The sequence below is a fragment of the Streptomyces sp. NPDC002754 genome (assembly GCF_053592315.1).
Genome location: NZ_JBSFVM010000032.1, coordinates 1 through 19690, shown reverse-complemented (window position 1 = coordinate 19690; position 19690 = coordinate 1). Strand labels below are relative to the sequence as shown.

Genomic DNA, 19690 nt, shown 5'->3' with positions numbered 1-19690 from the left:
AGAGCCCCGCGGCCTCGACCACGGCCGACCGCCTAGCCGAAGGCCAGCCAAATAACCCCATACGACGCGGCAGCGACAAGCGCGGCGGCCGGCATCGTAATGAACCACCCCAGGATGATGTTCTTCGCAACACCCCACCGCACGGCGTTCACCCGCTTCGTGGCCCCCACACCCATGATCGCCGAAGTGATCACATGCGTCGTGGAGATCGGCGCGTGGAACAGGAACGCCGACCCGAACATGATCGACGCCCCCGTCGTCTCCGCCGCGAACCCCTGCGGCGGATCCAGCTCGATGATCTTGCGCCCGAGCGTCCGCATGATCCGCCAGCCACCCGCGTACGTACCGAGCGACAGCATCAGGGCGCACACGATCTTGACCCAGACCGGAATCGGGTCCTCGAAGCTCTCGTGGCCGCCGATGACGAGCGCCATGACCACGATGCCCATGGTCTTCTGCGCGTCCTGGAGACCGTGGCCGAGCGCCATGCCCGCCGCCGAGACGGTCTGCGCGATACGGAATCCGCGCTTGGCCTTGTGCGGGTTGGAGCGCCGGAAGAGCCACATGATGAGCGTCATCACGAGGTAACCGACGACGAGCCCGATCACGGGCGAGGTGAACATCGGGACGACGATCTTCTCCCACACCCCCGACCAGTAGACCGTGGTCCCGCCCGCGAGGGCGGCGCCCACCATGCCACCGAACAGGGCGTGCGAAGACGAAGAAGGAAGACCGAAGTACCAGGTGACGAGGTTCCACACGATCGCGCCCGCGAGCGCCGCGAAGAGAATCCCCATCCCCTTGTCGCCGACGGGGGTCGCGATGATCCCCTCGCTCACCGTCTTGGCGACACCGCTGCCGAGGAAGGCACCGGCGAGGTTCATCACAGCGGCCATGGCGAGCGCCGCACGCGGCGTCAGCGCGCGCGTGGAGACAGAAGTGGCGATGGCGTTGGCGGAGTCGTGGAAACCGTTCGTATACGTGAATCCAAGCGCGACGCCGATCGTCACGATCAGGGAGAAGGTGTCCATGAGCCGGTCAGGACTCCTTCACGGCGATGGTCTCCACCGTGTTGGCCACGTGCTCGAAGGCGTCGGCCGCCTCTTCCAGCACATCGACGATCTGCTTGAGCTTCAGAACTTCCATGGCGTCGTACTTGCCGTTGAAGAGCTGAGCCAGCAGCTTGCGGTGGATCTGGTCGGCCTGGTTCTCCAGGCGGTTGACCTCGATCCAGTACTCGGTGAGGTTGTCCATGGTGCGCAGGTTCGGCATGGCCTCCGCGGTCAGCTCGGCCGCCCGGGCCAGGACCTCGACCTGCTGCTCCACACCCTTGGGAAGCTCCTCGACCTGGTACAGGACGACCAGGTCGACGGCCTCCTCCATGAAGTCCATGATGTCGTCGAGGGACGACGCGAGGTTGTAGATGTCCTCGCGGTCGAACGGCGTGATGAACGAGGAGTTGAGTTGGTGGAAGATCGCGTGGGTGGCGTCGTCACCGGCGTGTTCGGCTGCCCGCATCCGCTCCGCGATCTCGGCCCGGGCGGAGGAATCCGCCCCGAGCAGTTCCATCAGGAGCTTCGAGCCCGTGACGATGTTGTCCGCGGACGCGGCGAACATGTCGTAGAAGCTCGTCTCCCTGGGGGTCAGACGAAAGCGCACGTGGGGTCCTCGGGGTGCTTTGGATTCGGTCAGGCTGATGCTAGGCGCATCATCCGGCCACGGCTAACCGGCGTCTCCCCAGTGTCGCCCATCAGGCACAGTGATCAGCACTGGGCCCGGTCGAGCCGGGACGAACCGGCACGATCCTTGGAAAATCCGGTACCATATACCCACAGGGGGTATGGGAGAACCACGGGAGGACGGAAGCGATGACGACCGACGCGACGCAGACGGAACAGCAGACTGTGCCGGACGATGCCGAGATCGTGACCGACCACGACCGCGGCATCCACGGGTACCACCACCAGAAGGACCAACACCTCAAGCGGCTGCGCCGGATCGAGGGTCAGATCCGCGGCCTGCAGCGGATGGTGGAAGAGGACGTCTACTGCATCGACATACTCACGCAGGTGTCGGCCTCCACGAAGGGACTGCAGTCCTTCGCGCTCCAGCTCCTGGAGGAGCACCTGCGGCACTGCGTCGCCGACGCCGCGCTCAAGGGCGGGACCGAGATCGACGAGAAGGTCGAAGAGGCCACCAAGGCGATCGCACGCCTGCTGCGCACCTGAGCACCCGCCGTACCCGTCACACCCGTACTCCTACGAGAAGGTGGGGACGCCGCACTCGGCGTCCCCACCTTCTTGCTCTTCTCGTTCTTTCCGCTCAGTTCCGGTCGCCCTCCGGTCCGCCGGGCAATACCTCGGCGACCCGCAGCACCTCGTCGATCCGGCCCACGCTGAGCCGCCCCTCGGAGACGGCGGACGCCGCGATGATCAACTCACCGCACAGCTCGATCTCGGCGAGGGCGACGTGGTCCTGAACCGCCGTACCACCCACGGGAGCCACGTTCATCACCTCTTCCTGCCGCGTGACCAACAGCCGATGGCCGCAATGGCCGACTTCCTAGAGTAGGGACCGGCTCACGCCCCGCGCATGGCACGGAAGAACCATTTCCGGCCCCCGACAGGCCTACGGCCGGGTGCCGAAACGGGCGACGGGACGGGCGACAGGACAAGCGGCGGCCCTACGGTCCCGGCTCGGCGACCTTCCCCGCGAAGATGTCCCCCTTGGCCGGAAGCCGCACCTTCACCGGCTTCCCGAACCCCCGGTACAGGGTCGTCGACGTCACGGCCACGTCCTTCCCCGGCTGCCCGTTGGCGAAGCTGAACCGGTGCACGACCTTACGGACGAGGCCCTCGTCGTCGACGTAGACGTCGAACGGCACCCGCCCCTCGCGGAACCCTTTCGCCGCCGCCGCGAGCGCCGTCCTCTGCGTCGCGGAAGCGGCCTTCGCCGCGACGCCCAGCTCCACGTCCCCCTTGTAGTGCCGGGTGGGCACGCCCGCGATGTCCTTCTCGCCCTGCTCCGTCACATTCCGTGCGCCGCGCAGCAGTTCGGCCGCGGCGAGCGGGTCGGTGGCGCCGCCGGTGACCAGGTTCCCGTCCGTCAACGCCGTGATGTCGACGCGCACCCACTTGTCGGCGGGGACGCCGGCGCCCCGGTTCTTCATGTAAAGGGCGCCGGGCGCGAGCAGTTCGGTGATCGGCCGGTGCTCCTCGTCGCCCGCCGCGTCCTGCGGAAGCCGCACCCGCAGCTCGCCGATGCCCTTGCGGTAGTCGTAGACGCCCTCGCCGTGGATGGTGACGCGGGTCCCGCCGCTGGCCATCTCCATCGACGTACGCGCGTGTGAACTGCCCTCGCGGACCAGCCGGTCGGCCGCCTTGCGCACGGTCTGCGTCGGGTCCGCGTTCCGCTCCCCGCCCGCGGCGCCGCCACCGCACCCGCCGACGCCCACCACCACCGACGCCACCGCGACAGCCGCCACCGCCGCCCGTGCCGAAGCGGCCGCGCTCCCGTGCTGCTGCACCACCATCGCTGGTCCGACCCCCATGCCTGTCCGTGCGTGTGCGGCCACCTCGTCGTCGGGGTTAACGACGAGTAGGGTCGACCGTCACGCGAACGGGGGCTTTACATGGAGTCGCTACCGTGGCCGCGTGGCACAACAGCAGCATTCGCATACGACCACCGTCGTGGAACAGGGACGTTTCTGCCTGGCCCGGTGCAGCTGCGGCTGGCGGGGCCCTGCCAGGAGGGCGCGGAGCAAGGCCCGTTCGGACGCGGACGACCATCTCGGCTCGGCGGGCCCGGACGCCTGACGGAACCCACGGCTCCCGGATGACGTCTCGTACCTCGGGAAGCGAACGGGTGGCCGAGGGAGACAACCACATGGAACGCCGCACCTTCATCACGGCATCGGCCGCGGCACTCACCGTGGGCGGCGCGGTGACCGCCTGCTCCGGCTCGGGTGCCGGTTCCGGCTCGGGCTCCGGCTCAACGGGCGGGACCGCGGCCGGTTCTTCCACCCCGATCCGCTCCACCAGCGCGAGCGCCTCCAGCACGGTGCGGGCCGCGACGAACCTCGCCGGGCTCGCCAAGGATCTCGACGGCTCCCTCGTCCGCCCCGGTGAGTCCTCCTGGGCGGCGGCCCGCCAGCTCTACAACACCCGCTTCGATGCGTTGAAGCCGCGCGCCGTCGCGTACGTCGAGGGGCCCGACGACATCCGCACGACCCTCGCGTACGCCCGCGCGCACAAGGTCCCGCTCTCCATACGCAACGGGGGCCACTCGTACGCGGGTTGGTCCTCCGGCGACGGCCACCTGATACTCGACGTCTCCCGGATGAAGTCCGTCCGCTCGTCCGGATCCGAGGCGGTGGTCGGCGCGGGCGCGAAGCTCATCGACGTCTACCGGGCGCTGACGGCGAAGGGCGTCACGATACCGGCGGGATCCTGCCCCACGGTCGGCGTCTCGGGCCTCACGCTCGGCGGCGGCCACGGCGTCGTGTCGCGGGCCTACGGCCTCACCTGCGACAGCCTGACGCAGGCCACAGTCATCACGGCCGACGGCAGGGAGCTGACCGCGAACAAGACCTCCGAGAAGGACCTCTTCTGGGCACTGCGCGGCGCCGGGAACGGCCAGTTCGGTGTGGTGACGGAGCTCCGCTTCAAGACCCACCCCGCGCCGCAGGGCGTGTCCGCGTACATGAGCTGGCCCTGGTCGAAGGCGGCGAAGGTGCTCAAGGCGTGGCAGAAGTGGGGCCCCGACCAGGCCGACGAGATCTGGTCCTCTCTGCACATCGCGGGCGCGCCCGGCGGCAACCCGACGGTCTCGGTCGCCGCGTTCTCCCTCGGTACGTACACGGAGCTGCAGAACGCGGTCGACCGCCTCGCCGACGGCCCCGGCGGTCCGGGCCCGGCCACCTCGGTCTCCCTCAAGCGCCGCTCGTACGAGGAGTCGATGGAGGTGTACGCGGGCTGCTCGGCCTTCGCGAACGACGAGCAGTGCCACCTCCCCGGCGCCACGCCCGGCCGCGACTCGGCGGGCGCGCTCCAGCGCGAAACGTACGCGGCCGCCTCCGACTTCTTCGACCGGGACCTCTCGGACGCGGGCGTGCGCACGCTCCTGAAGCAGCTGGAGAACATCACGTCCGGCGCCGGCTCGGTGGCGCTCACGGCGCTCGGCGGCGCGATCAACCGCGTCGACCCGACGGCCACGGCCTTCGTCCACCGCCGCTCACGGATGCTCGCGCAGTACATCGTGTCGTGGCAGCCGAATGCCTCCGGCGGTGCCGCCCGTAGTTGGCTGTCCTCGGCCCACGCGGCGATGCGCCCGTACGCCTCGGGCTCGGCCTACCAGAACTACGCGGATGCGTCCCTGAAGAACTGGAAGCGGTCCTACTACGGCGACGCGACACCCCGCCTGACCAAGATCAAGCACGCATACGACCCGTCGGGCTTCTTCGACTTCCCACAGTCCCTGTAACACTTGGGGGCTCCGCCCCGGACCCCGCGCCTCAATCGCCGGCGGGGCTGGATAGGTCGATCGCCGGCGGGGCTGGATCGCCTCAATCGCCGGTGGGGCTGGATAGTTCAGCTCGGCGGGGCTTGATCCACCAAGCCCCTGCGGCGATTGAGCAGGCCTTTCCAGCCCTGTCGGCGATGGAGGCATCTCCAGCCCCGCCGGCGATTGAGGCGGTCTTTTCAGCCCCGCCGGCGTTTGAGGCGCGGGGTCCGGGGCGGAGCCCCGAGGCGTGGGGACGGTCGACCGCAGCTACGCCGCCAGGTCCCGCTCCTCCGCCGGCTCAGCCGAATCGCTCGACTCGGCGAAATCCACCGCCTCCGGCACCGAACCAGGCGCCCACACAAGCCGCGAAACCCACCCGGCCGACCGCCCGACAGCCCGCACCAACGGAGTGAGCAACGCCGAGGCCAGCGGCGAAAGCAGCAGCGCGACAGCCGTCCCGAGCGCGAACCCGCCGACGACGTCCGTCGGATAGTGCACACCCATGAAGACCCGGCAGAACCCCTCGAGCACGGCCAGCCCTATGGCGGCGAGCCCAAGCTTGCGGTGGGCGATGAAGAGACCCGCCCCGATGGCCATCGCCAACGTCGCGTGATCGCTGACGAACGAGAAGTCCGTCTTCCCCTTGACCAGAATCTCGAGCCCGTCGTGGTCCACGAACGGCCGCGGCCGCTCGACGAAGGACCGGATCGGCACGTTCACGAGGAGGGCGACACCGGCCGCGAGCGGCGCCCACACCACGGCGGCCACGGAGGACGCGGCGTCGTCGAGCGACCCACGCTTCCTCGCACCCCACCAGCACCACAGCACGACGAGCACGAGCGCGAGCAGGATCCCGTACTCCCCGACGAACTCCATGGCCCGGTCGAACCAGCGGGGAGCGTCATCGGCCAGGCCGTTGATGTCGTAGAGCAGCGTGACGTCGGGGTTGGATCCGGATGTCGCGGGCGCGTCGAGTGCCACGAGTCCAGCCATAGTTCAGCGGCCCCTTCGTCTTCAGCCACCCCCGTGGTTGTTTTCGATTCAGCAAGAGGAACGCACGATCTCACCCTCTACGTTCCACACTCCACCGAACGATCACCCAGACGTTATCGAAGAGAGACACAAACCCGCAGCTCAGGGCCACGCCTCTCACAGAGAGTTCCAGCCAACCCACACTCCGCGTCGGCCGACTCAGACCTCCGGCGAGCCGCTCGGCAGCGCCCTCGCGCCGTCCTCCGTGACGCGGGTCGCGCCGAAGTAGTCAGCGGTGTCGATGGGGTCGAAGCGGATGACCGCACCGGTCCGCGGCGCGTCGATCATGTACCCGCCACCCACGTAAAGGCCCACGTGGTGAATGGCCCGGCTGTTCTGGAGGTCGTGGGAGAAGAACACGAGGTCCCCGGGAAGCAGCTCGTCCCGCTTCGGATGCGGCCCGGCGTTGTACTGGTCGTTGGCCACGCGCGGCAGCTCGATGTCCACCGACTCGTACGCGGCCTTGGTCAGCCCCGAGCAATCGAATCGGCCATCTTGGTCCGCCGTGCCGTTGCCGCCCCACAGGTAAGGGGTGCCGAGCTTCTTCTGCGCGAAATAGATCGCGGCCGCGGCCTGCTGCGAGGGCTGCACGCGCCCGACGGGCTTCGCGAAGGACTCCTCGAGCGTCGTGATGACCTTCACGTAGTTCTGCGTCTCGCGGTACGGCGGCACTCCCCCGTACTTGATGACCGCGTAGGAACCCGCGTTGTACGCGGCGAGCATGTTCTTCGTCTTGTCGCCGGGCGCGTCCTTCACGTACGAGGCGAGCTTGCAGTCGTACGAAGCGGCGGACGGGATCGCGTCGTTGGGGTCCCAGATGTCGCGGTCCCCGTCCCCGTCCCCGTCCACCCCGTGCGCGGCCCAGGTGCCGCTGATGAACTGCGCGATGCCGTACGCTTTGGCCGGCGACGACGCCTTCGGGTTGAACCCGCTCTCCTGGTAGAGCTGCGCGGCCAGCAGCGCCGGATTGATGGCGGGGCAGAGATTGCCCCACTTCTGTACGAGTGGCTGATACGCGGCAGGCACCGCGCCCTTCGCCAGCCCCACGGCCCCCTGGCCGACCCCGCTGCTCAGACTCCCCGCCGCCATGTACGTCCCGAACACGAGCAACGCCATGAACCCGGTCCCCCCGGCGACGGCCGAGCCCGCGAGCATCCACGCCTTACGCACCGTCAACCACCCTTCGCCACGGGGGAGTCAGTTTACGGGCGGGACCGCTACGCCGTCGGAGACTGCCCCGAACTGTCCTCGACCAGCCTTCATTGCCCGGCGTGACCAGGCATGATACACAGAGTAACCGTACGTTCCTTCGCATCCGGAACCGCCCCTCCGGGGCGGTCCCCAGGCATGGGACCGTAGGAACTCGGCCAAGGAATGGCGCCAAGTGTGCAGGCATCGGAGCCAATCTGGGCAAGAATGGGTCTGACCTCTGCGCTGCGGCAGAGGCGACAGAACTACCCACGTGGGGCGGTGAGTTACACATGCTGCTGGCAGCCGAAAAGGGCGACATCTCCACCATCATCGGCGGGATCGCCCCGGACTGGGGCCCGTTCGGGACCCTGGGCAACGAGGCACGCGTGATGGTCGAGGTGGTGATGGCCGTCGCCATCCTGCTGTGCCTCGGCATCGCGATCTGGGGCGCGGCCAAGCAACGGATCGGGGCGACCGCCCTGCGCGACACCTTCAGCGCCGAGCAGGGCAAGGGTCTGATCATCGCGGGCCTGACCGGGGTGTTCATCATCGGCTCACTCGGCACGCTGTTCACCATCGTGTACGGCATGGCCGTCTAGCTCCCCGCTGATCTAGCTCTCCGCTGAGGTTGCGTCTCCCTGATGTCGAGTCACCACACCGCGCCCGCGCGGAAACCAGCACGGCTACCGTCGTACGCGGTGGTTCGGCGAAAGGTTGAGGGGGCGTGCGCGCGATGAGTTCCGACGGTCCGCAGGACGACGAGCTCTACGGGGGCTCCGGGCAGACCCGGACGCGGCTCCCGGAGGACCCCGGCGCCCGCAGACCGGGACGTTCACCGTCCCGGTCCCTGGTGACCGTGGTCGGCGTGGTGGTGCTCCTCATCGCGGCGATCGCCTTCGCGAACCGCGGCGACGACGCCTCCGTCGGTGGCGACTCCCCCGGTACGAAGCCGGCGGCGGCCCCCACGGCCCCGACCGGCTCGAAACCGGTGTCCTCCGGATTCGCCCACGACGAACAGGGAGCGCAATCGGCTGCCGCCAACTATGCGGTTCAGCTCGGTTCGGCCGACATGTTCGACAAGGCGAAACGAGACGGCATCGTCGACGACGTCTATACGCCGTCGGCCGCCGACGCCCGGCGGGGCGATCTCGACAAGGTGTACTCCAGCGAGAGCTTCCTGACGGGCATCGGCCTCGACAAGAGCGGCTCCGCGCCGAAGGGCAGCACGTTCGTCTCCCGGGTCATCCCGGTCGGCACCAAGGCGACTGCCTACAAGGACGGCGCGGCGACCGTGTCGATCTGGTACTCGTCGCTGTTCGGCCTCGCCGGCGAGGGCACGCAGAACCCGGTGTCCGAGAGCTGGTACACGAACAGCTACAAGCTGCGCTGGGTGGACGGTGACTGGAAGGTGGAGGACTTCTCGCAGAAGGACGGCCCCGTCCCGGTCGGCCGCGACCAGCGGGCCTCCACGGCCGACGACATGGCGAAGGCCGTGCAGGAGTACGGAGGGTTCAGCTATGCCCGCTAACCGGCGACGCCGCGCCCTCTCCCTCACAGCCGTGATCACCGGCGTGCAGGCCACTGCGGTCCTCCTGGCCTCCCGGGCGTGGGCCGCCCCGGAGCCCGACCCGTCCGACAACCCCTGCGACCTCATCCGCGGCGCCGCCAGGAAGTACTGCGAACGCGGCAACGACGCCACCGGCAAGAACACCGGTGACGGCGGGACGCCCGACGTATCCAACCCCCTCGACCCCCTCTCCAGCCTCGCCAAGGGCTGCGCGGAGGCGGCCTCGTGGACCGTCGACCAGCTCAGCAACGCCGTGCAGAAGACGGCCACCGTCGACTTCACCAACCAGAAGTTCCTCCAGCAGTACGCCGTCGTGTTCGCCGCGTCGACGATCCTCACGCTCGTGCTGTGGCTGCTCGCCGTGGCCAAGCGTGCCGTGCGCGGCGTACCGCTGATGACCGCGATCTCGGAGGCCGTGGGCTTCCTCTGGCTCACCGTGCTCGCGTCGGCCTTCACCCCGCTGATCCTCTACACGGTGGTGTCGGCGGCGGACGGTGTCTCCGACGTCCTCGCGAAAGCCACCGGGAACCAGACGGACGCGTTCTTCGGGACGTTCTCCGAGGCCCTGAAGAAGGGCGACGACATCGGCGGCGGGCCGATCATGCTGATCGTCGTGTCGCTCGTGTCGATCGTCGCGGCGGGCGTGCTCTACCTGGAGCTGTACCTGCGCGCCGTCCTGCTCTACGTGGGCGCGCTGCTCGGCGTCGTCGTCTACGCGGGGCTCGTCGACAAGAACCTGTGGGGGCACGTGCGCCGCTGGGTCGGCGTCATGATCGCCGTCATTCTCGTGAAGCCGGTCATCGTGATCGTCCTCGGCCTCGCGGGGGCGCTGTCCAGCAGCGACAAGGGGCCCGGCTCCCTGGCCGCGGTCGTGTCCGGCCTCGCCATCGTGCTGCTCGCCATCTTCGCGAGCGGCATGATCTACCGCTTCGTACCCGGCTTCGGCGACGAGATGGCCAACGTACGCAAGAACCGGCTCATGCAAGGGGCCGAGGGCAAGGCCGCCGCCGTGATCAGTTCCCCCGCGGCGCTCGTCTCGCAAGGAATCAAAACCCACAGCAGCCGCCAGGACGGCGGGGGTTCGGGCGGTGGCGGAGCTTCCCAGGCCCGTCCCGCCAACCCGGCGTCCGGCGGTGTGGCCGCGCACAGCTCGCGCTCGGCCGCGTCAGGGGGAGGCGGCGGAACTGTCCCCTCCGCCGCATCCCCGCCCCGTACGAACCCGACGAAGACCCCGCACGCGAGCAACGACCGCGGGAGCAACAGCGGTAACACCGGCAAGAACGGCAACTGGCAAGGAGGTGCAGGGCGTTGACGACCCAGTCCCACGTGTCCCCTCCGGTCACGCCCCGCCGTACATATCTGATCGGTCGCGCCCGGCCGAACGCGATTGTCGGCAAGAATCGTGAGTCCGGCGAGATCGCGATGATCGTCGTGGGCGCGTTCCTCGGCATGATGTGCGGACTGCTCGTCCCCGTGCTGTCGCTGCGCATCGTGCTGCTCACCGGCTTCCCGATGCTCGCGCTGGCCGCGGTCTACGTCCCGTACAAGAACCGCACCTTCTACAAGTGGTTCGAAATCAACCGCAGTTACAAGCGCTCCCTCAAGCGCGGCACCGCCTACCGTTCGCGCACCATGGAGGCCGGCACCCGGCTCGACGGGCGTGAGGTCGAGATCGGCCCGCCCCCCGGCATCGGCAGGCTCACGTGGCTGGCCGCGCCGTTCGGGCCCGACGAGATCGCGGTCCTGCTCCACGCCGACCGGCGCACCGTCACCGCCGCCATCGAGATCGAGGGCCCCGGCGTCGGGCTGCGCGACTCGGAGGACCAGGAGGCGCTGGTCGACCGGTTCGGCACACTGCTCAAGCACGTCGCCAACGGGGACGGGTTCGTGAGCCGGCTGCAAATGCTGGCCCGCACCCTCCCCGCCGACCCCGACGCGCACAACAAGGACGTCGCCGTGCGCGGCGACGACCGCTCGCTGGGCTGGCTGCAGAAGTCGTACGACCAGCTCCAGTCCATGGTCTCGACGAGCAGCGAGCAGCACCGCGCGTACCTCGTGGCCTGCATGCACTACACGCGCGACCTGGCCGCCGAGGCCAACGCGATGGCCCGCGCCACCCGCCCGAAGGGCGGCAAGAAGGTCGACAGGGACGCCGGGCTCGCCGTCGTCATGGCGCGCGAACTCACCGACATCTGCTCGCGGTTGCAGGAGGCGGACATCCGCGTGCGGCAGCCGCTCGGGCAGGGCAGGCTCGCGTCCCTGATCCACTCCATGTACGACCCGGACCACTCCATCGACCACATCCAGGCGATGTCGAAGCGGAACGCCTGGCCGGCCGAGCTCGACGCCATGGAGCCGACGTTCCTCCAGGCCAAGACGCGCGAGTCGGCGACGCGCGCGCCGTGGTGCCACGCCACGGCGTGGGTGAAGGAGTGGCCGATGACGCCGGTGGGCGTGAACTTCCTGGCTCCGCTCCTCGTCCACACCCCGGATGTCATCCGGACCGTCGCGGTGACGATGGACCTCGAACCCACCGAGGTCGCCATCGAGCGGATGCTGACCGAGAAGACCAACGACGAGGCGGAGGCGTCCCGCGCCGCCAAGATGAACCGGACGGTCGACCCCCGCGACATCGCCGCCCACGGCCGCCTCGACCAGCGCGGCGAGGACCTGGCGAGCGGGGCGGCGGGCGTCAACCTCGTCGGCTACATCACGGTCTCCTCCCGCAACCCCGACTCGCTCGCCCGCGACAAGCGCACCATCCGCGCCTCCGCGGGCAAGTCGTACCTGAAGCTGGAGTGGTGCGACCGCGAGCACCACCGGGCGTTCGTGAACACGCTGCCGTTCGCCACCGGCATCCGCCGATGACCCCGCCGATCCCGATGTTCCCGATGTCCGCCGCCAAGTCCCCGGCCGGAAGGTAGGCGCTGCACTATGCGGGATCCGCTGACCGCTCTCACCGATACCTTCACCGCGTTCCTGTTCGGGAAGGTGGAGACGACCCGGCTTCCGGTGCGTACGTCGACGGGGCAGGCGCAGGCCGTCTATCTGCCGACGGCCGCGCCCGGCCTCGGCGACTCCGGCGTGATCATCGGCCGCGAGGTGTACTCCGGCAAGGGCTACATCTACGACCCCTTCCAGCTCTACGGTCAGCAACTTCCGGCCCCCCACTGGCTGGTCCTCGGCGAGTCCGGAAACGGCAAGTCGGCGCTCGAGAAGACGTACGTACTGCGGCAGTTGAGGTTCAAGGACCGCCAGGTCGTCGTCCTCGACGCGCAGGGCGAGGACGGCGTCGGCGAATGGAACCTCATCGCCGAGGAGCTGGGCATAACTCCCATCCGGCTCGACCCGACGGCCGCCCTGGACATGGGAATCCGCCTCAACCCCCTCGACCCGGCGATCACGACGACGGGCCAGCTCGCGCTGCTCCGCACGATCATCGAGGTCGCGCTCGGCCACGGTCTCGACGAGCGCTCCGGCTTCGCGCTGAAGGTCGCGCACGCCTACGTGAACGAGACGATCGTCGAGCGGCAGCCGGTCCTGATGGACATCGTCGAGCAGCTCCGCCACCCGGAGCCGGAGTCGGCGGAGGCCATGAACGTGGCGCTCGAGGACGTCCGGGCCTGGGGCCTGGACGTGGCGCTCGTCATCGACCGGCTCGTCGACGGTGACCTGCGCGGCATGTTCGACGGCCCGACGACGGTCGGCATCGACCTCGATGCCCCCCTGATCGTCTTCGACCTGTCCCACATCGACCGGAACTCGATCGCGATGCCGATCCTGATGGCGATCGTCGGCGTGTGGCTGGAACACACATGGATCAGGCCGGACCGCAAAAAGCGCATCTTCCTGGTCGAAGAGGCCTGGCACATCATCAACAGCCCGTTCGTGGCCCAGCTCTTTCAGCGGCTGCTGAAGTTCGGCCGTCGCCTCGGCCTGTCCTTCGTGGCGGTCGTCCACCACCTGAGCGACGTGGTCGACGGCGCGGCAGCGAAGGAAGCGGCCGCGATCCTCAAAATGGCCTCCACGAGAACGATCTACGCCCAGAAGGCCGACGAGGCGAGAGCCACGGGCCGGGTGCTCGGGCTGCCCCGCTGGGCCGTCGAGATCATCCCGACGCTCTCCCCGGGCATCGCCGTCTGGGACGTCAACGGCAACGTACAGGTGGTCAAACACCTGGTCACCGAGACGGAACGGCCCTTGGTCTTCACCGACCGGGCCATGACCGAAACGTCCTTCGAGCGCGAGCAGTTCGTGGACGACGCCCTGCACGCGGCCGAGCGCGAGGCGGAGGAACGGGCCGCCGCGTTCGTGGAGCAGCGCTTCGGCGGCTCCGAGTCCACGGTGGCGTGAGCGGTGGCATGACAGGAACGCGGGACGAGCGGGGGCGCCGGATGCAGCGGGGTTACGACCGGGACGAGCGGGGTTACCGGGAGGGACGTGGCGGCCGGGGCGGCGGCGTGCCCGACGGGCTGCTCATCGGCATCCTCGCGTTCCTCCTGGGCATGACGGTGCTGGTGTGGTCGGCGACAGGCCTGGCCGGCCTGTTCACGAAGGGCGCGTGGCCCACGGCCGTGACCTTCGGCCACACCCCGCTGGCCCTGCGCTCCCTGATCACGCACCCCCACGACATCCCCGGCGCCTGGCCGAACACCCCCACGGCGGAACTCTCCGGCTACGGCCTCGTCTGGGGCCTGGTCATCGGCCAACTGATGATCCTCGTCGTCCTGACCATCTTCATAGCGGGAACCTTCACGCGCTGGCGTGGGGTCCGGGCGGGTCGCCGCGAGGAGCGGAAGCCGGTCCCTTCGGCACGGGAGCCGGAGTTGCGGCCGCGGGGCTCCGCCCCGGACCCCGCTGGCTCTCGTCCAACGGCGGGGCTGGAAATGAACCCACTCGCCGGCGAGCGGACGGGGCCGCCAAATCAAGCCCCGCCGGCGATTGAGGCGCGGGGTCCGGGGCAGAGCCCCGCAACCGCAACCCCGGCTCCCGCAACACCGACCCGCCCGCTCCACCTCGGCCCCCCGGCCACCCGCCACCCCCTGGCCATAGAGGCAATCCAGGACGCCGAGGGCCCGGCCCTCGTCATCACGTCGGCACCGGAGGTCTGGTCAGAAACCAAGGACGCCCGCGCCAAACTCGGCCCCGTCCTCCTCTACGACCCCACCCACCTCTGCGACACCCCTGCCCGCATGCACTGGAACCCGTCCTCCGGCTGCACCGACAAGGACACCGCGGCCCAACGCGCCACCGCCCTCCTCGCCCCGACAAGACCCACCGCCAAACTCGACTCCGCCCTCGCCGAAACCGCCGAAACCCTCCTCCGCAGCTACCTGCACGCCGCCGCCGTCGACGGCAAACCGTTTCGCCACGTCCACCGCTGGTCCCAGGGCACCCAGGTCCAGGACGCCGTACGCATCCTCCGCACGAACCCGAAGGCAGCCGCCGGCACCGCGGGCGAACTCGAGGCCGCCCTCACCTCGCACCCCGAACGCCGCGACATGGCACAGGAGTTGACCGCCCGCGCCCTGTCCTCCCTCTTCACGATCCACATCCGCGAGGCCTGCACACCCAACCGAACGGATGCGCTCACCCTGGATTCCTTCATGAACGAAGGGGGCACGCTTTATGTGGTCGGTGAACCCATCGAGGACCCGAAGGGGCAGCCAGGCGCGATGCCCCTGCTCACGGCCCTCGCCTCGAGCGTGGTCGAGCACGGCCGCCGCGTGGCCGCACGGTCACCTGCCGGCCGGCTCGACCCACCAATGACGCTCGTCCTGGACGACGTCGCGGCGGTGGCTCCGCTTCCCCAACTGCCGGAGCTGCTGACCGCCGGGGCGGACCGGGGCCTGGTCACCCTGGCCCTGATCCGGTCCAGGGAACAGGCCCGCACACGCTGGCCGGACGCCGAACTCCCGCTGCCCTAGGCCCTAACGGCCGTACAGCCTCAGAAACACCGCGAGCCCGCTGCGCACCCGCGCGTCGACCTCGTCTGCCGCCATCGGCACCACCCCGAAGAACGTATCCACCGTGACGGACCCGGGGATCAGCAGCATGAAGTGCCGCCCCGCCTCAGCGGAGTTGGCCTCATCGACCGCCAGGTGCCCCTGCTCGCCGAGCCGCAACAGCGCCGCACGCACCGCCCCAGCCGTCGCCCGCGGGCCGATCCGCTGCCACTCCTCGATGACGTCGGCAGGCAGATGCGGGCCCTCCGAGATGACGTGCCGTACGAGAAGCATGTGCGGCTCATGGTCACCGCGCCGACCCACCCACTCCCGGGCGAACGCGAGCAGGTCCTTCTCCACGTCCGCCACTCGGCCCAAGTACCGCTCGATCAGCACGACATGAGCGCCCGTCACGTTCTCGGCGCTGTCGATGAGCACCTCACGGAAGAGGTTCTCCTTGCCGCCGAAGTGGTTGTAGAGCGTGCGCGTGGAGACCCCCGCCTCGGCGGCGATCTCGTCGATGCCCGCGCGCGCGTACCCCTCACGACCGAAGACCGTGCGCGCCCCGCGCAACAGCGCCTGCCGCTTCTCGACCGTGCCCTTGCGCGGGGTGTGCCGCGACTCCCGTGTCATGCCGCTCCGTCCTACGCCGTCCCGTTCCAGCCTAGGCACAGAGACCTAGGTACAACGACCGTTGCACTTCTTACAACCATCGTTGTACTTTACCGGCATGGCAACCGAACCCCACTCCGAGCCGACCCGCCCCCTCCGCATCGCGATCGTCGTCGGATCCACCCGAGACGGCCGCCTCGCCCCCACGGTGAGCACCTGGTTCACGGCCCAGGCCGAGCACCACACCCCCGAAACCCGCTACGACGTCATCGACCTGACCGACCTGGACCTCCCCGAGGCCCACCCCGGCTGGGGCCACGAACCCACCGCGGCCCAGACCGAGTTGGCCGCCCGCGTGGACGCCGCGGACGCCTTCGTGGTGATCACCCCCGAGTACAACCACAGCTTCCCGGCCCACCTGAAGCACTTCATCGACCTGCACCGCGACGAGTGGAAGGCCAAGCCCGTCGGCTTCGTCTCGTACGGCGGCGTGGGCGGCGGTCTCCGCGCCGTGGAGCAACTCCGCCTGGTCTTCGCCGAGTTGCACTGCGCCACGATCCGCGACGGCGTCAGCTTCCACCGGGCCCACGGCGGCCTCTTCACCGAGGACGGACCGGCCCACGACGAGCAGGGCGCGGCCGGCGCCGCCAAGGTCATGCTCGACCAGCTGTCCTGGTGGGCCCACGCCCTGCGCACGGCCCGAGCGGAACACCCGTACAGCTAGGGCGTGTGGCGCTTGAGCTCCATCTCGCACTCCGCCTTCGAGGGGTCGCCCGGATTCGGCACGGCCCCTCCCGTACGGACGAAGCCGAACTTCCGGTAGAACCCCTCGGCCCGCCGATTGTCCTCATGGACGTACAGCCGCACCCGCGTCACACCCTCAAGGCCGAACGCCCACTCCACGGCCGCCGAGAACAGGGCTTCCGCAAGGCCCGTCCCACGCGCCTCCGGCCGCACGAACACCGCGACGAACTGCGCCTGCCGGGCCTCGACGCGCTGCCCGAAGAAGTCCGCGGCGCCCGCCTCCTCGACGAGCACCACCACGCTGCCGTCCCAGCGTCCGCCCTCGCCGGCCCCACCGGACTCCGCGACGAACTGCAAGGCCGTCGTCCCGTGCGCCGCCCGCTCCGCGCGCCCCCGCCAGAACTCGTCCGGCTGCGCCACCGCGTCCTCGTACGTCTCCAGATACGCGAGCGGCGCCGCCGGGTCCCGCAGCGCCGCGAGCCGCAGGTCTCTCGTGGCCCGCCACTCGTCGGCCCGCACGGGCCTGATCACATAGTCCATGCATCCGCACCCTAAGGGCCCGTAGTACCCCGGTACTACGGCATTTCCGCAGCTCGATGCCCCGGTCCGACGCCCGCGAGGCCCCGCCCACGGCACCGTACAACCATGACAATCCGAGCCCTCGGCCTCACCAAACGCTACGGCGGCAGGAACGGCAAGACAGTCGTCGACGACCTCACCTTCACCGTCGAGCCCGGCACGGTCACCGGCTTCCTCGGCCCCAACGGCGCGGGCAAGTCCACGACCATGCGCATGCAGCTCGGCCTGGACACCCCGACCGCGGGCCGCGCCACGATCGGCGGCCGCGTCTACGCCACCCACCCGGCCCCGCTCACCGAGGTCGGCGCGCTCCTGGAGGCGAAGGCCGTCCACCCCGGCCGCACCGCCTTCCACCACCTCACGGCGCTCGCCCTCACGCACGGCATCCCGCGCTCCCGCGTCGAGCACATCCTCGACCTCGCGGGCCTCACCGACGTGGCGGACAAGCGGGTGAAGGGCTTCTCCCTCGGCATGGGCCAGCGCCTCGGCATCGCGGCGGAGCTCCTCGGCATCCTCATCACCGCGAACGAGTACTCGACGGGCCTGGTCCGCGCCACGATGGCCGCGGTCCCGCGCCGGCTGCCTGTCCTGTGGGCCAAGGCCGGCGTCTTCACGGCCGTCGCCTTCACGGTCACCTTCGCCACCAACCTCGGCACGTTCCTGCTCGCCCAGATCTGGCTCTCCGACAGCGACAAGGCCCTGTCCCTCACGGACTCCGGCGTGCTGCGCGCCCTCGCGGGCAACGCCGCCGGCATCACGCTCCTCAGCCTCATCGCCTTCGGCCTCGGCGCGCTGTGCCGCTCCGCACCGGCCGCGATCGGCGCGTTCGTCGGGGCCGTCATGATCCTGCCCGAGGTACTCCAGATGATCAGCAACGACGCCGTCCAGAGCGCCGTGAAGTACTCGCGGTGATGGTGGCGACGGCACTGGTCAGCAACTGGACGGGCGCCTGGCTACATATCGCGTTCGCCCAGTTCGTCGTGGTGTTCAACATCGCCCTGCGGCTGCCCCTGAGGTCGCTCGGCGGGGCGGCGGCCCTGACCGTACTGCCCATGCTCGTGAGCTTCGTCCGCTTCCCGCACGGCAGTTGGGACCAACTGATCGTGCCGCAGCTGTGGTCCCTGGCGCTGGTCACCCTCGCGGGCATCGCCGTCCGCTCCCGCCAGGACTACACCCGGTCCCTCGTCGAACGGGCCCGCCAACTCGAAGTCGAGAGCGACCAACAGGCCCGCCTCGCGGCCGCCGACGAACGCGCCCGTATCGCCCGCGAGATGCACGACATCATCGGTCACAACCTCTCCGTCATCACCGGCCTCGCCGACGGCGGCTCCTACGCTGCCGCCCGCAGCCCCGAACGGGCGGGCCAGGCCCTCACCGCCATCGCCACCACCAGCCGCCAGGCCCTCACGGAGCTCCGCCGACTCCTCGACGTACTGGGTGAGGAAGCCCCCACGCCCTCCGCGGAGTTCACCCCAGCACCCGCGCTCGACGACCTCGACTCCCTGCTCGAAGGCGTACGTTCGGCAGGGCTCCCGGTCCTCAGGAAGGTCGAGGGCGAACCGGCTCCGCTGCCCGCGGGTCTGGAACCCACGGTGTACCGAGTGGTCCAGGAGGCCCTCACCAACACCCTGAAGCACGGCGGCCCTTCGGCCACCTCCGAGCTCCTCGTCTCCTACGCCGCCGACACGGTGACCCTCACCATCACCGACACCGACCGCGGCACCCTCACCGACAGCCGGGGGACCGGCCGCGGCCTCGCAGGCATGCGGGAGCGAACGGCCCTCTACCGAGGCGCACTTGAGGCCGGACCACGACCGGCCGGCGGCTGGCGGGTACGCCTCCGCATCCCGACCCCGGAAGGGCCCACTCCGTGACGACCGTCCTCATCGTCGACGACCAGCCCATGCAGCGCTTCGGCTTCCGCATGCTCCTGGAGAGCCAGGACGACCTTCGGGTCGCGGGCGAGGCAGGCACGGGCGCGGAGGCCGTCCGCCTCGCGCCCGAACTCGCCCCCGACGTCGTCCTGATGGACATCCGCATGCCCGGCATGGACGGCATCGAGGCCACGCGCCGCATCATCGCACGGACTCCGGGGAACGACGGCCCGCCGGAAGGACCGCGCATCCTCATCCTCACGACCTTCGGCATGGACGAGTACGCGTACGCGGGCCTGCGCGCGGGCGCCTTCGGCTTCCTCATCAAGGACGCGCTCCCGGAGGAACTCCTCGCGGGCATCCGTGCGGTGGCTGCCGGCGACGCGATCGTCGCCCCCAGCCTCACTCGCCGCCTCCTCGACGCGTACGTCCACCATCTCCCGGCCGCGGCGGGCACTCCGCCGGCCGCCTTTGACCGGATGGTCGGGCCATGGGCGGGCCCCTAAACGCAGAAAAGCCCGGACCGTATCCCGGCCCGGGCTTTCCTTTTAAAATTAGTTCGGCGGCGTCCTACTCTCCCACAGGGTCCCCCCTGCAGTACCATCGGCGCTGTGAGGCTTAGCTTCCGGGTTCGGAATGTAACC

General features: G+C 69.6%; 19 protein-coding genes, 1 rRNA gene and 1 pseudogene. 12 read left to right on the top strand and 9 right to left on the bottom strand.

Going from position 1 to position 19690, the window contains the following annotated elements; all coding sequences use genetic code 11:
- Positions 1–32: 32 nt before the first annotated feature.
- Complete coding sequence (locus tag ACWD2L_RS35095) at positions 33–1031, bottom strand: inorganic phosphate transporter (protein WP_351343207.1); 999 nt, start codon at positions 1029–1031, stop codon at positions 33–35.
- 7 nt (positions 1032–1038) lie between these two features.
- Positions 1039–1659 (bottom strand): DUF47 domain-containing protein, encoded by a 621-nt coding sequence (locus tag ACWD2L_RS35090; RefSeq protein WP_351343208.1) that lies wholly within the window; start codon positions 1657–1659, stop codon positions 1039–1041.
- Positions 1660–1868: 209 nt separating this feature from the next.
- Here ACWD2L_RS35090 and ACWD2L_RS35085 point away from each other — a divergent pair, with 209 nt between their 5' ends.
- The gene (locus ACWD2L_RS35085; protein WP_351343210.1) at positions 1869–2228 is read left to right on the top strand and encodes a metal-sensitive transcriptional regulator; all 360 of its coding nucleotides are present in this window, start codon (positions 1869–1871) and stop codon (positions 2226–2228) included.
- 94 nt (positions 2229–2322) lie between these two features.
- Here the strand turns inward: ACWD2L_RS35085 and ACWD2L_RS35080 are convergent, their stop codons facing one another.
- Together ACWD2L_RS35080 and ACWD2L_RS35075 are read right to left on the bottom strand one after the other, a co-directional pair.
- The gene (locus ACWD2L_RS35080; RefSeq protein ID WP_351343211.1) at positions 2323–2511 is read right to left on the bottom strand and encodes a hypothetical protein; all 189 of its coding nucleotides are present in this window, start codon (positions 2509–2511) and stop codon (positions 2323–2325) included.
- 172 nt (positions 2512–2683) lie between these two features.
- Entirely contained in the window at positions 2684–3550 is an 867-nt protein-coding gene (locus ACWD2L_RS35075) for a hypothetical protein (protein ID WP_351343213.1), read from the bottom strand.
- A 335-nt stretch (positions 3551–3885) separates the two neighbouring features.
- On the opposite strand from ACWD2L_RS35075, the gene ACWD2L_RS35070 reads away from it, so the two are divergent.
- On the top strand, positions 3886–5481 hold the full coding sequence (locus ACWD2L_RS35070) for an FAD-binding oxidoreductase (protein ID WP_351343215.1): 1596 nt from the start codon (positions 3886–3888) through the stop codon (positions 5479–5481).
- 288 nt (positions 5482–5769) lie between these two features.
- On the opposite strand, the gene ACWD2L_RS35065 is transcribed toward ACWD2L_RS35070, so the two are convergent.
- Complete coding sequence (locus ACWD2L_RS35065) at positions 5770–6495, bottom strand: phosphatase PAP2 family protein (protein ID WP_351343216.1); 726 nt, start codon at positions 6493–6495, stop codon at positions 5770–5772.
- A gap of 198 nt (positions 6496–6693) precedes the next feature.
- On the bottom strand, positions 6694–7710 hold the full coding sequence (locus tag ACWD2L_RS35060) for a C40 family peptidase (protein ID WP_351343217.1): 1017 nt from the start codon (positions 7708–7710) through the stop codon (positions 6694–6696).
- A 305-nt stretch (positions 7711–8015) separates the two neighbouring features.
- On the opposite strand from ACWD2L_RS35060, the gene ACWD2L_RS35055 reads away from it, so the two are divergent.
- From ACWD2L_RS35055 to ACWD2L_RS35030, 6 genes are all read left to right on the top strand, one after another.
- Positions 8016–8324: a hypothetical protein gene (locus tag ACWD2L_RS35055; RefSeq protein WP_351343219.1), complete on the top strand. Its 309-nt coding sequence runs from the start codon at positions 8016–8018 to the stop codon at positions 8322–8324.
- A gap of 134 nt (positions 8325–8458) precedes the next feature.
- Positions 8459–9253, top strand: a complete 795-nt coding sequence (locus tag ACWD2L_RS35050; protein ID WP_351343221.1) for a hypothetical protein — start codon at positions 8459–8461, stop codon at positions 9251–9253.
- Complete coding sequence (locus ACWD2L_RS35045) at positions 9243–10604, top strand: hypothetical protein (RefSeq protein ID WP_351343223.1); 1362 nt, start codon at positions 9243–9245, stop codon at positions 10602–10604. Before ACWD2L_RS35050 ends, ACWD2L_RS35045 begins: the two co-directional genes overlap by 11 nt.
- On the top strand, positions 10601–12160 hold the full coding sequence (locus ACWD2L_RS35040) for an SCO6880 family protein (protein ID WP_351343225.1): 1560 nt from the start codon (positions 10601–10603) through the stop codon (positions 12158–12160). The genes ACWD2L_RS35045 and ACWD2L_RS35040 overlap by 4 nt, the downstream gene beginning before the upstream one ends.
- A 66-nt stretch (positions 12161–12226) precedes the next feature.
- Entirely contained in the window at positions 12227–13645 is a 1419-nt protein-coding gene (locus tag ACWD2L_RS35035; RefSeq protein WP_351343226.1) for an ATP-binding protein, read from the top strand.
- Positions 13646–13686: 41 nt separating this feature from the next.
- A complete protein-coding gene (locus tag ACWD2L_RS35030; RefSeq protein WP_351343235.1) occupies positions 13687–15219 on the top strand; it encodes a type IV secretory system conjugative DNA transfer family protein in 1533 nt (510 codons plus the stop codon).
- Positions 15220–15222: 3 nt separating this feature from the next.
- Here the strand turns inward: ACWD2L_RS35030 and ACWD2L_RS35025 are convergent, their stop codons facing one another.
- Positions 15223–15870 (bottom strand): TetR/AcrR family transcriptional regulator, encoded by a 648-nt coding sequence (locus ACWD2L_RS35025; RefSeq protein WP_351343228.1) that lies wholly within the window; start codon positions 15868–15870, stop codon positions 15223–15225.
- A gap of 97 nt (positions 15871–15967) precedes the next feature.
- Between ACWD2L_RS35025 and ACWD2L_RS35020 the strand changes: the two genes are divergently transcribed.
- Positions 15968–16573 carry an NADPH-dependent FMN reductase gene (locus ACWD2L_RS35020; protein ID WP_351343230.1) on the top strand — a complete coding sequence of 202 codons (606 nt, stop codon included), beginning with the start codon at positions 15968–15970 and terminating at the stop codon, positions 16571–16573.
- On the opposite strand, the gene ACWD2L_RS35015 is transcribed toward ACWD2L_RS35020, so the two are convergent.
- Positions 16570–17133, bottom strand: coding sequence for a GNAT family N-acetyltransferase (locus tag ACWD2L_RS35015; RefSeq protein ID WP_351343232.1), 564 nt, complete (start codon positions 17131–17133; stop codon positions 16570–16572). The genes ACWD2L_RS35020 and ACWD2L_RS35015 overlap by 4 nt on opposite strands.
- A 105-nt stretch (positions 17134–17238) precedes the next feature.
- Here ACWD2L_RS35015 and ACWD2L_RS35010 point away from each other — a divergent pair, with 105 nt between their 5' ends.
- The 3 genes and pseudogenes from ACWD2L_RS35010 to ACWD2L_RS35000 form a co-directional block, all read left to right on the top strand.
- Positions 17239–18084, top strand: coding sequence for an ATP-binding cassette domain-containing protein (locus ACWD2L_RS35010; RefSeq protein WP_351343234.1), 846 nt, complete (start codon positions 17239–17241; stop codon positions 18082–18084).
- A complete protein-coding gene (locus tag ACWD2L_RS35005; protein ID WP_451193118.1) occupies positions 18084–19046 on the top strand; it encodes a sensor histidine kinase in 963 nt (320 codons plus the stop codon). Before ACWD2L_RS35010 ends, ACWD2L_RS35005 begins: the two co-directional genes overlap by 1 nt.
- Positions 19043–19501, top strand: a pseudogene (locus ACWD2L_RS35000) (response regulator); the annotation flags it as partial. The gene ACWD2L_RS35005 and the pseudogene ACWD2L_RS35000, both read left to right, overlap by 4 nt.
- A 102-nt stretch (positions 19502–19603) precedes the next feature.
- On the opposite strand, the gene rrf reads toward ACWD2L_RS35000, so the two are convergent.
- Positions 19604–19690 (bottom strand): 5S ribosomal RNA (rrf, locus tag ACWD2L_RS34995); the annotation flags it as partial.

Excerpts from the sequence above, each read along its gene's own strand:
- ACWD2L_RS35095 (WP_351343207.1), bottom strand. The coding sequence starts at position 1,031 with ATGGACACCTTCTCCCTGATCGTGACGATCGGCGTCGCGCTTGGATTC.
- ACWD2L_RS35085 (WP_351343210.1), top strand. The coding sequence starts at position 1,869 with ATGACGACCGACGCGACGCAGACGGAACAGCAGACTGTGCCGGACGAT.
- ACWD2L_RS35080 (WP_351343211.1), bottom strand. The coding sequence starts at position 2,511 with ATGAACGTGGCTCCCGTGGGTGGTACGGCGGTTCAGGACCACGTCGCC.
- ACWD2L_RS35075 (WP_351343213.1), bottom strand. The coding sequence starts at position 3,550 with ATGGGGGTCGGACCAGCGATGGTGGTGCAGCAGCACGGGAGCGCGGCC.
- ACWD2L_RS35070 (WP_351343215.1), top strand. The coding sequence starts at position 3,886 with ATGGAACGCCGCACCTTCATCACGGCATCGGCCGCGGCACTCACCGTG.
- ACWD2L_RS35065 (WP_351343216.1), bottom strand. The coding sequence starts at position 6,495 with ATGGCTGGACTCGTGGCACTCGACGCGCCCGCGACATCCGGATCCAAC.
- ACWD2L_RS35055 (WP_351343219.1), top strand. The coding sequence starts at position 8,016 with ATGCTGCTGGCAGCCGAAAAGGGCGACATCTCCACCATCATCGGCGGG.
- ACWD2L_RS35050 (WP_351343221.1), top strand. The coding sequence starts at position 8,459 with ATGAGTTCCGACGGTCCGCAGGACGACGAGCTCTACGGGGGCTCCGGG.
- ACWD2L_RS35045 (WP_351343223.1), top strand. The coding sequence starts at position 9,243 with ATGCCCGCTAACCGGCGACGCCGCGCCCTCTCCCTCACAGCCGTGATC.
- ACWD2L_RS35035 (WP_351343226.1), top strand. The coding sequence starts at position 12,227 with ATGCGGGATCCGCTGACCGCTCTCACCGATACCTTCACCGCGTTCCTG.
- ACWD2L_RS35030 (WP_351343235.1), top strand. The coding sequence starts at position 13,687 with ATGCAGCGGGGTTACGACCGGGACGAGCGGGGTTACCGGGAGGGACGT.
- ACWD2L_RS35025 (WP_351343228.1), bottom strand. The coding sequence starts at position 15,870 with ATGACACGGGAGTCGCGGCACACCCCGCGCAAGGGCACGGTCGAGAAG.
- ACWD2L_RS35020 (WP_351343230.1), top strand. The coding sequence starts at position 15,968 with ATGGCAACCGAACCCCACTCCGAGCCGACCCGCCCCCTCCGCATCGCG.
- ACWD2L_RS35015 (WP_351343232.1), bottom strand. The coding sequence starts at position 17,133 with ATGGACTATGTGATCAGGCCCGTGCGGGCCGACGAGTGGCGGGCCACG.
- ACWD2L_RS35010 (WP_351343234.1), top strand. The coding sequence starts at position 17,239 with ATGACAATCCGAGCCCTCGGCCTCACCAAACGCTACGGCGGCAGGAAC.
- ACWD2L_RS35005 (WP_451193118.1), top strand. The coding sequence starts at position 18,084 with ATGGTGGCGACGGCACTGGTCAGCAACTGGACGGGCGCCTGGCTACAT.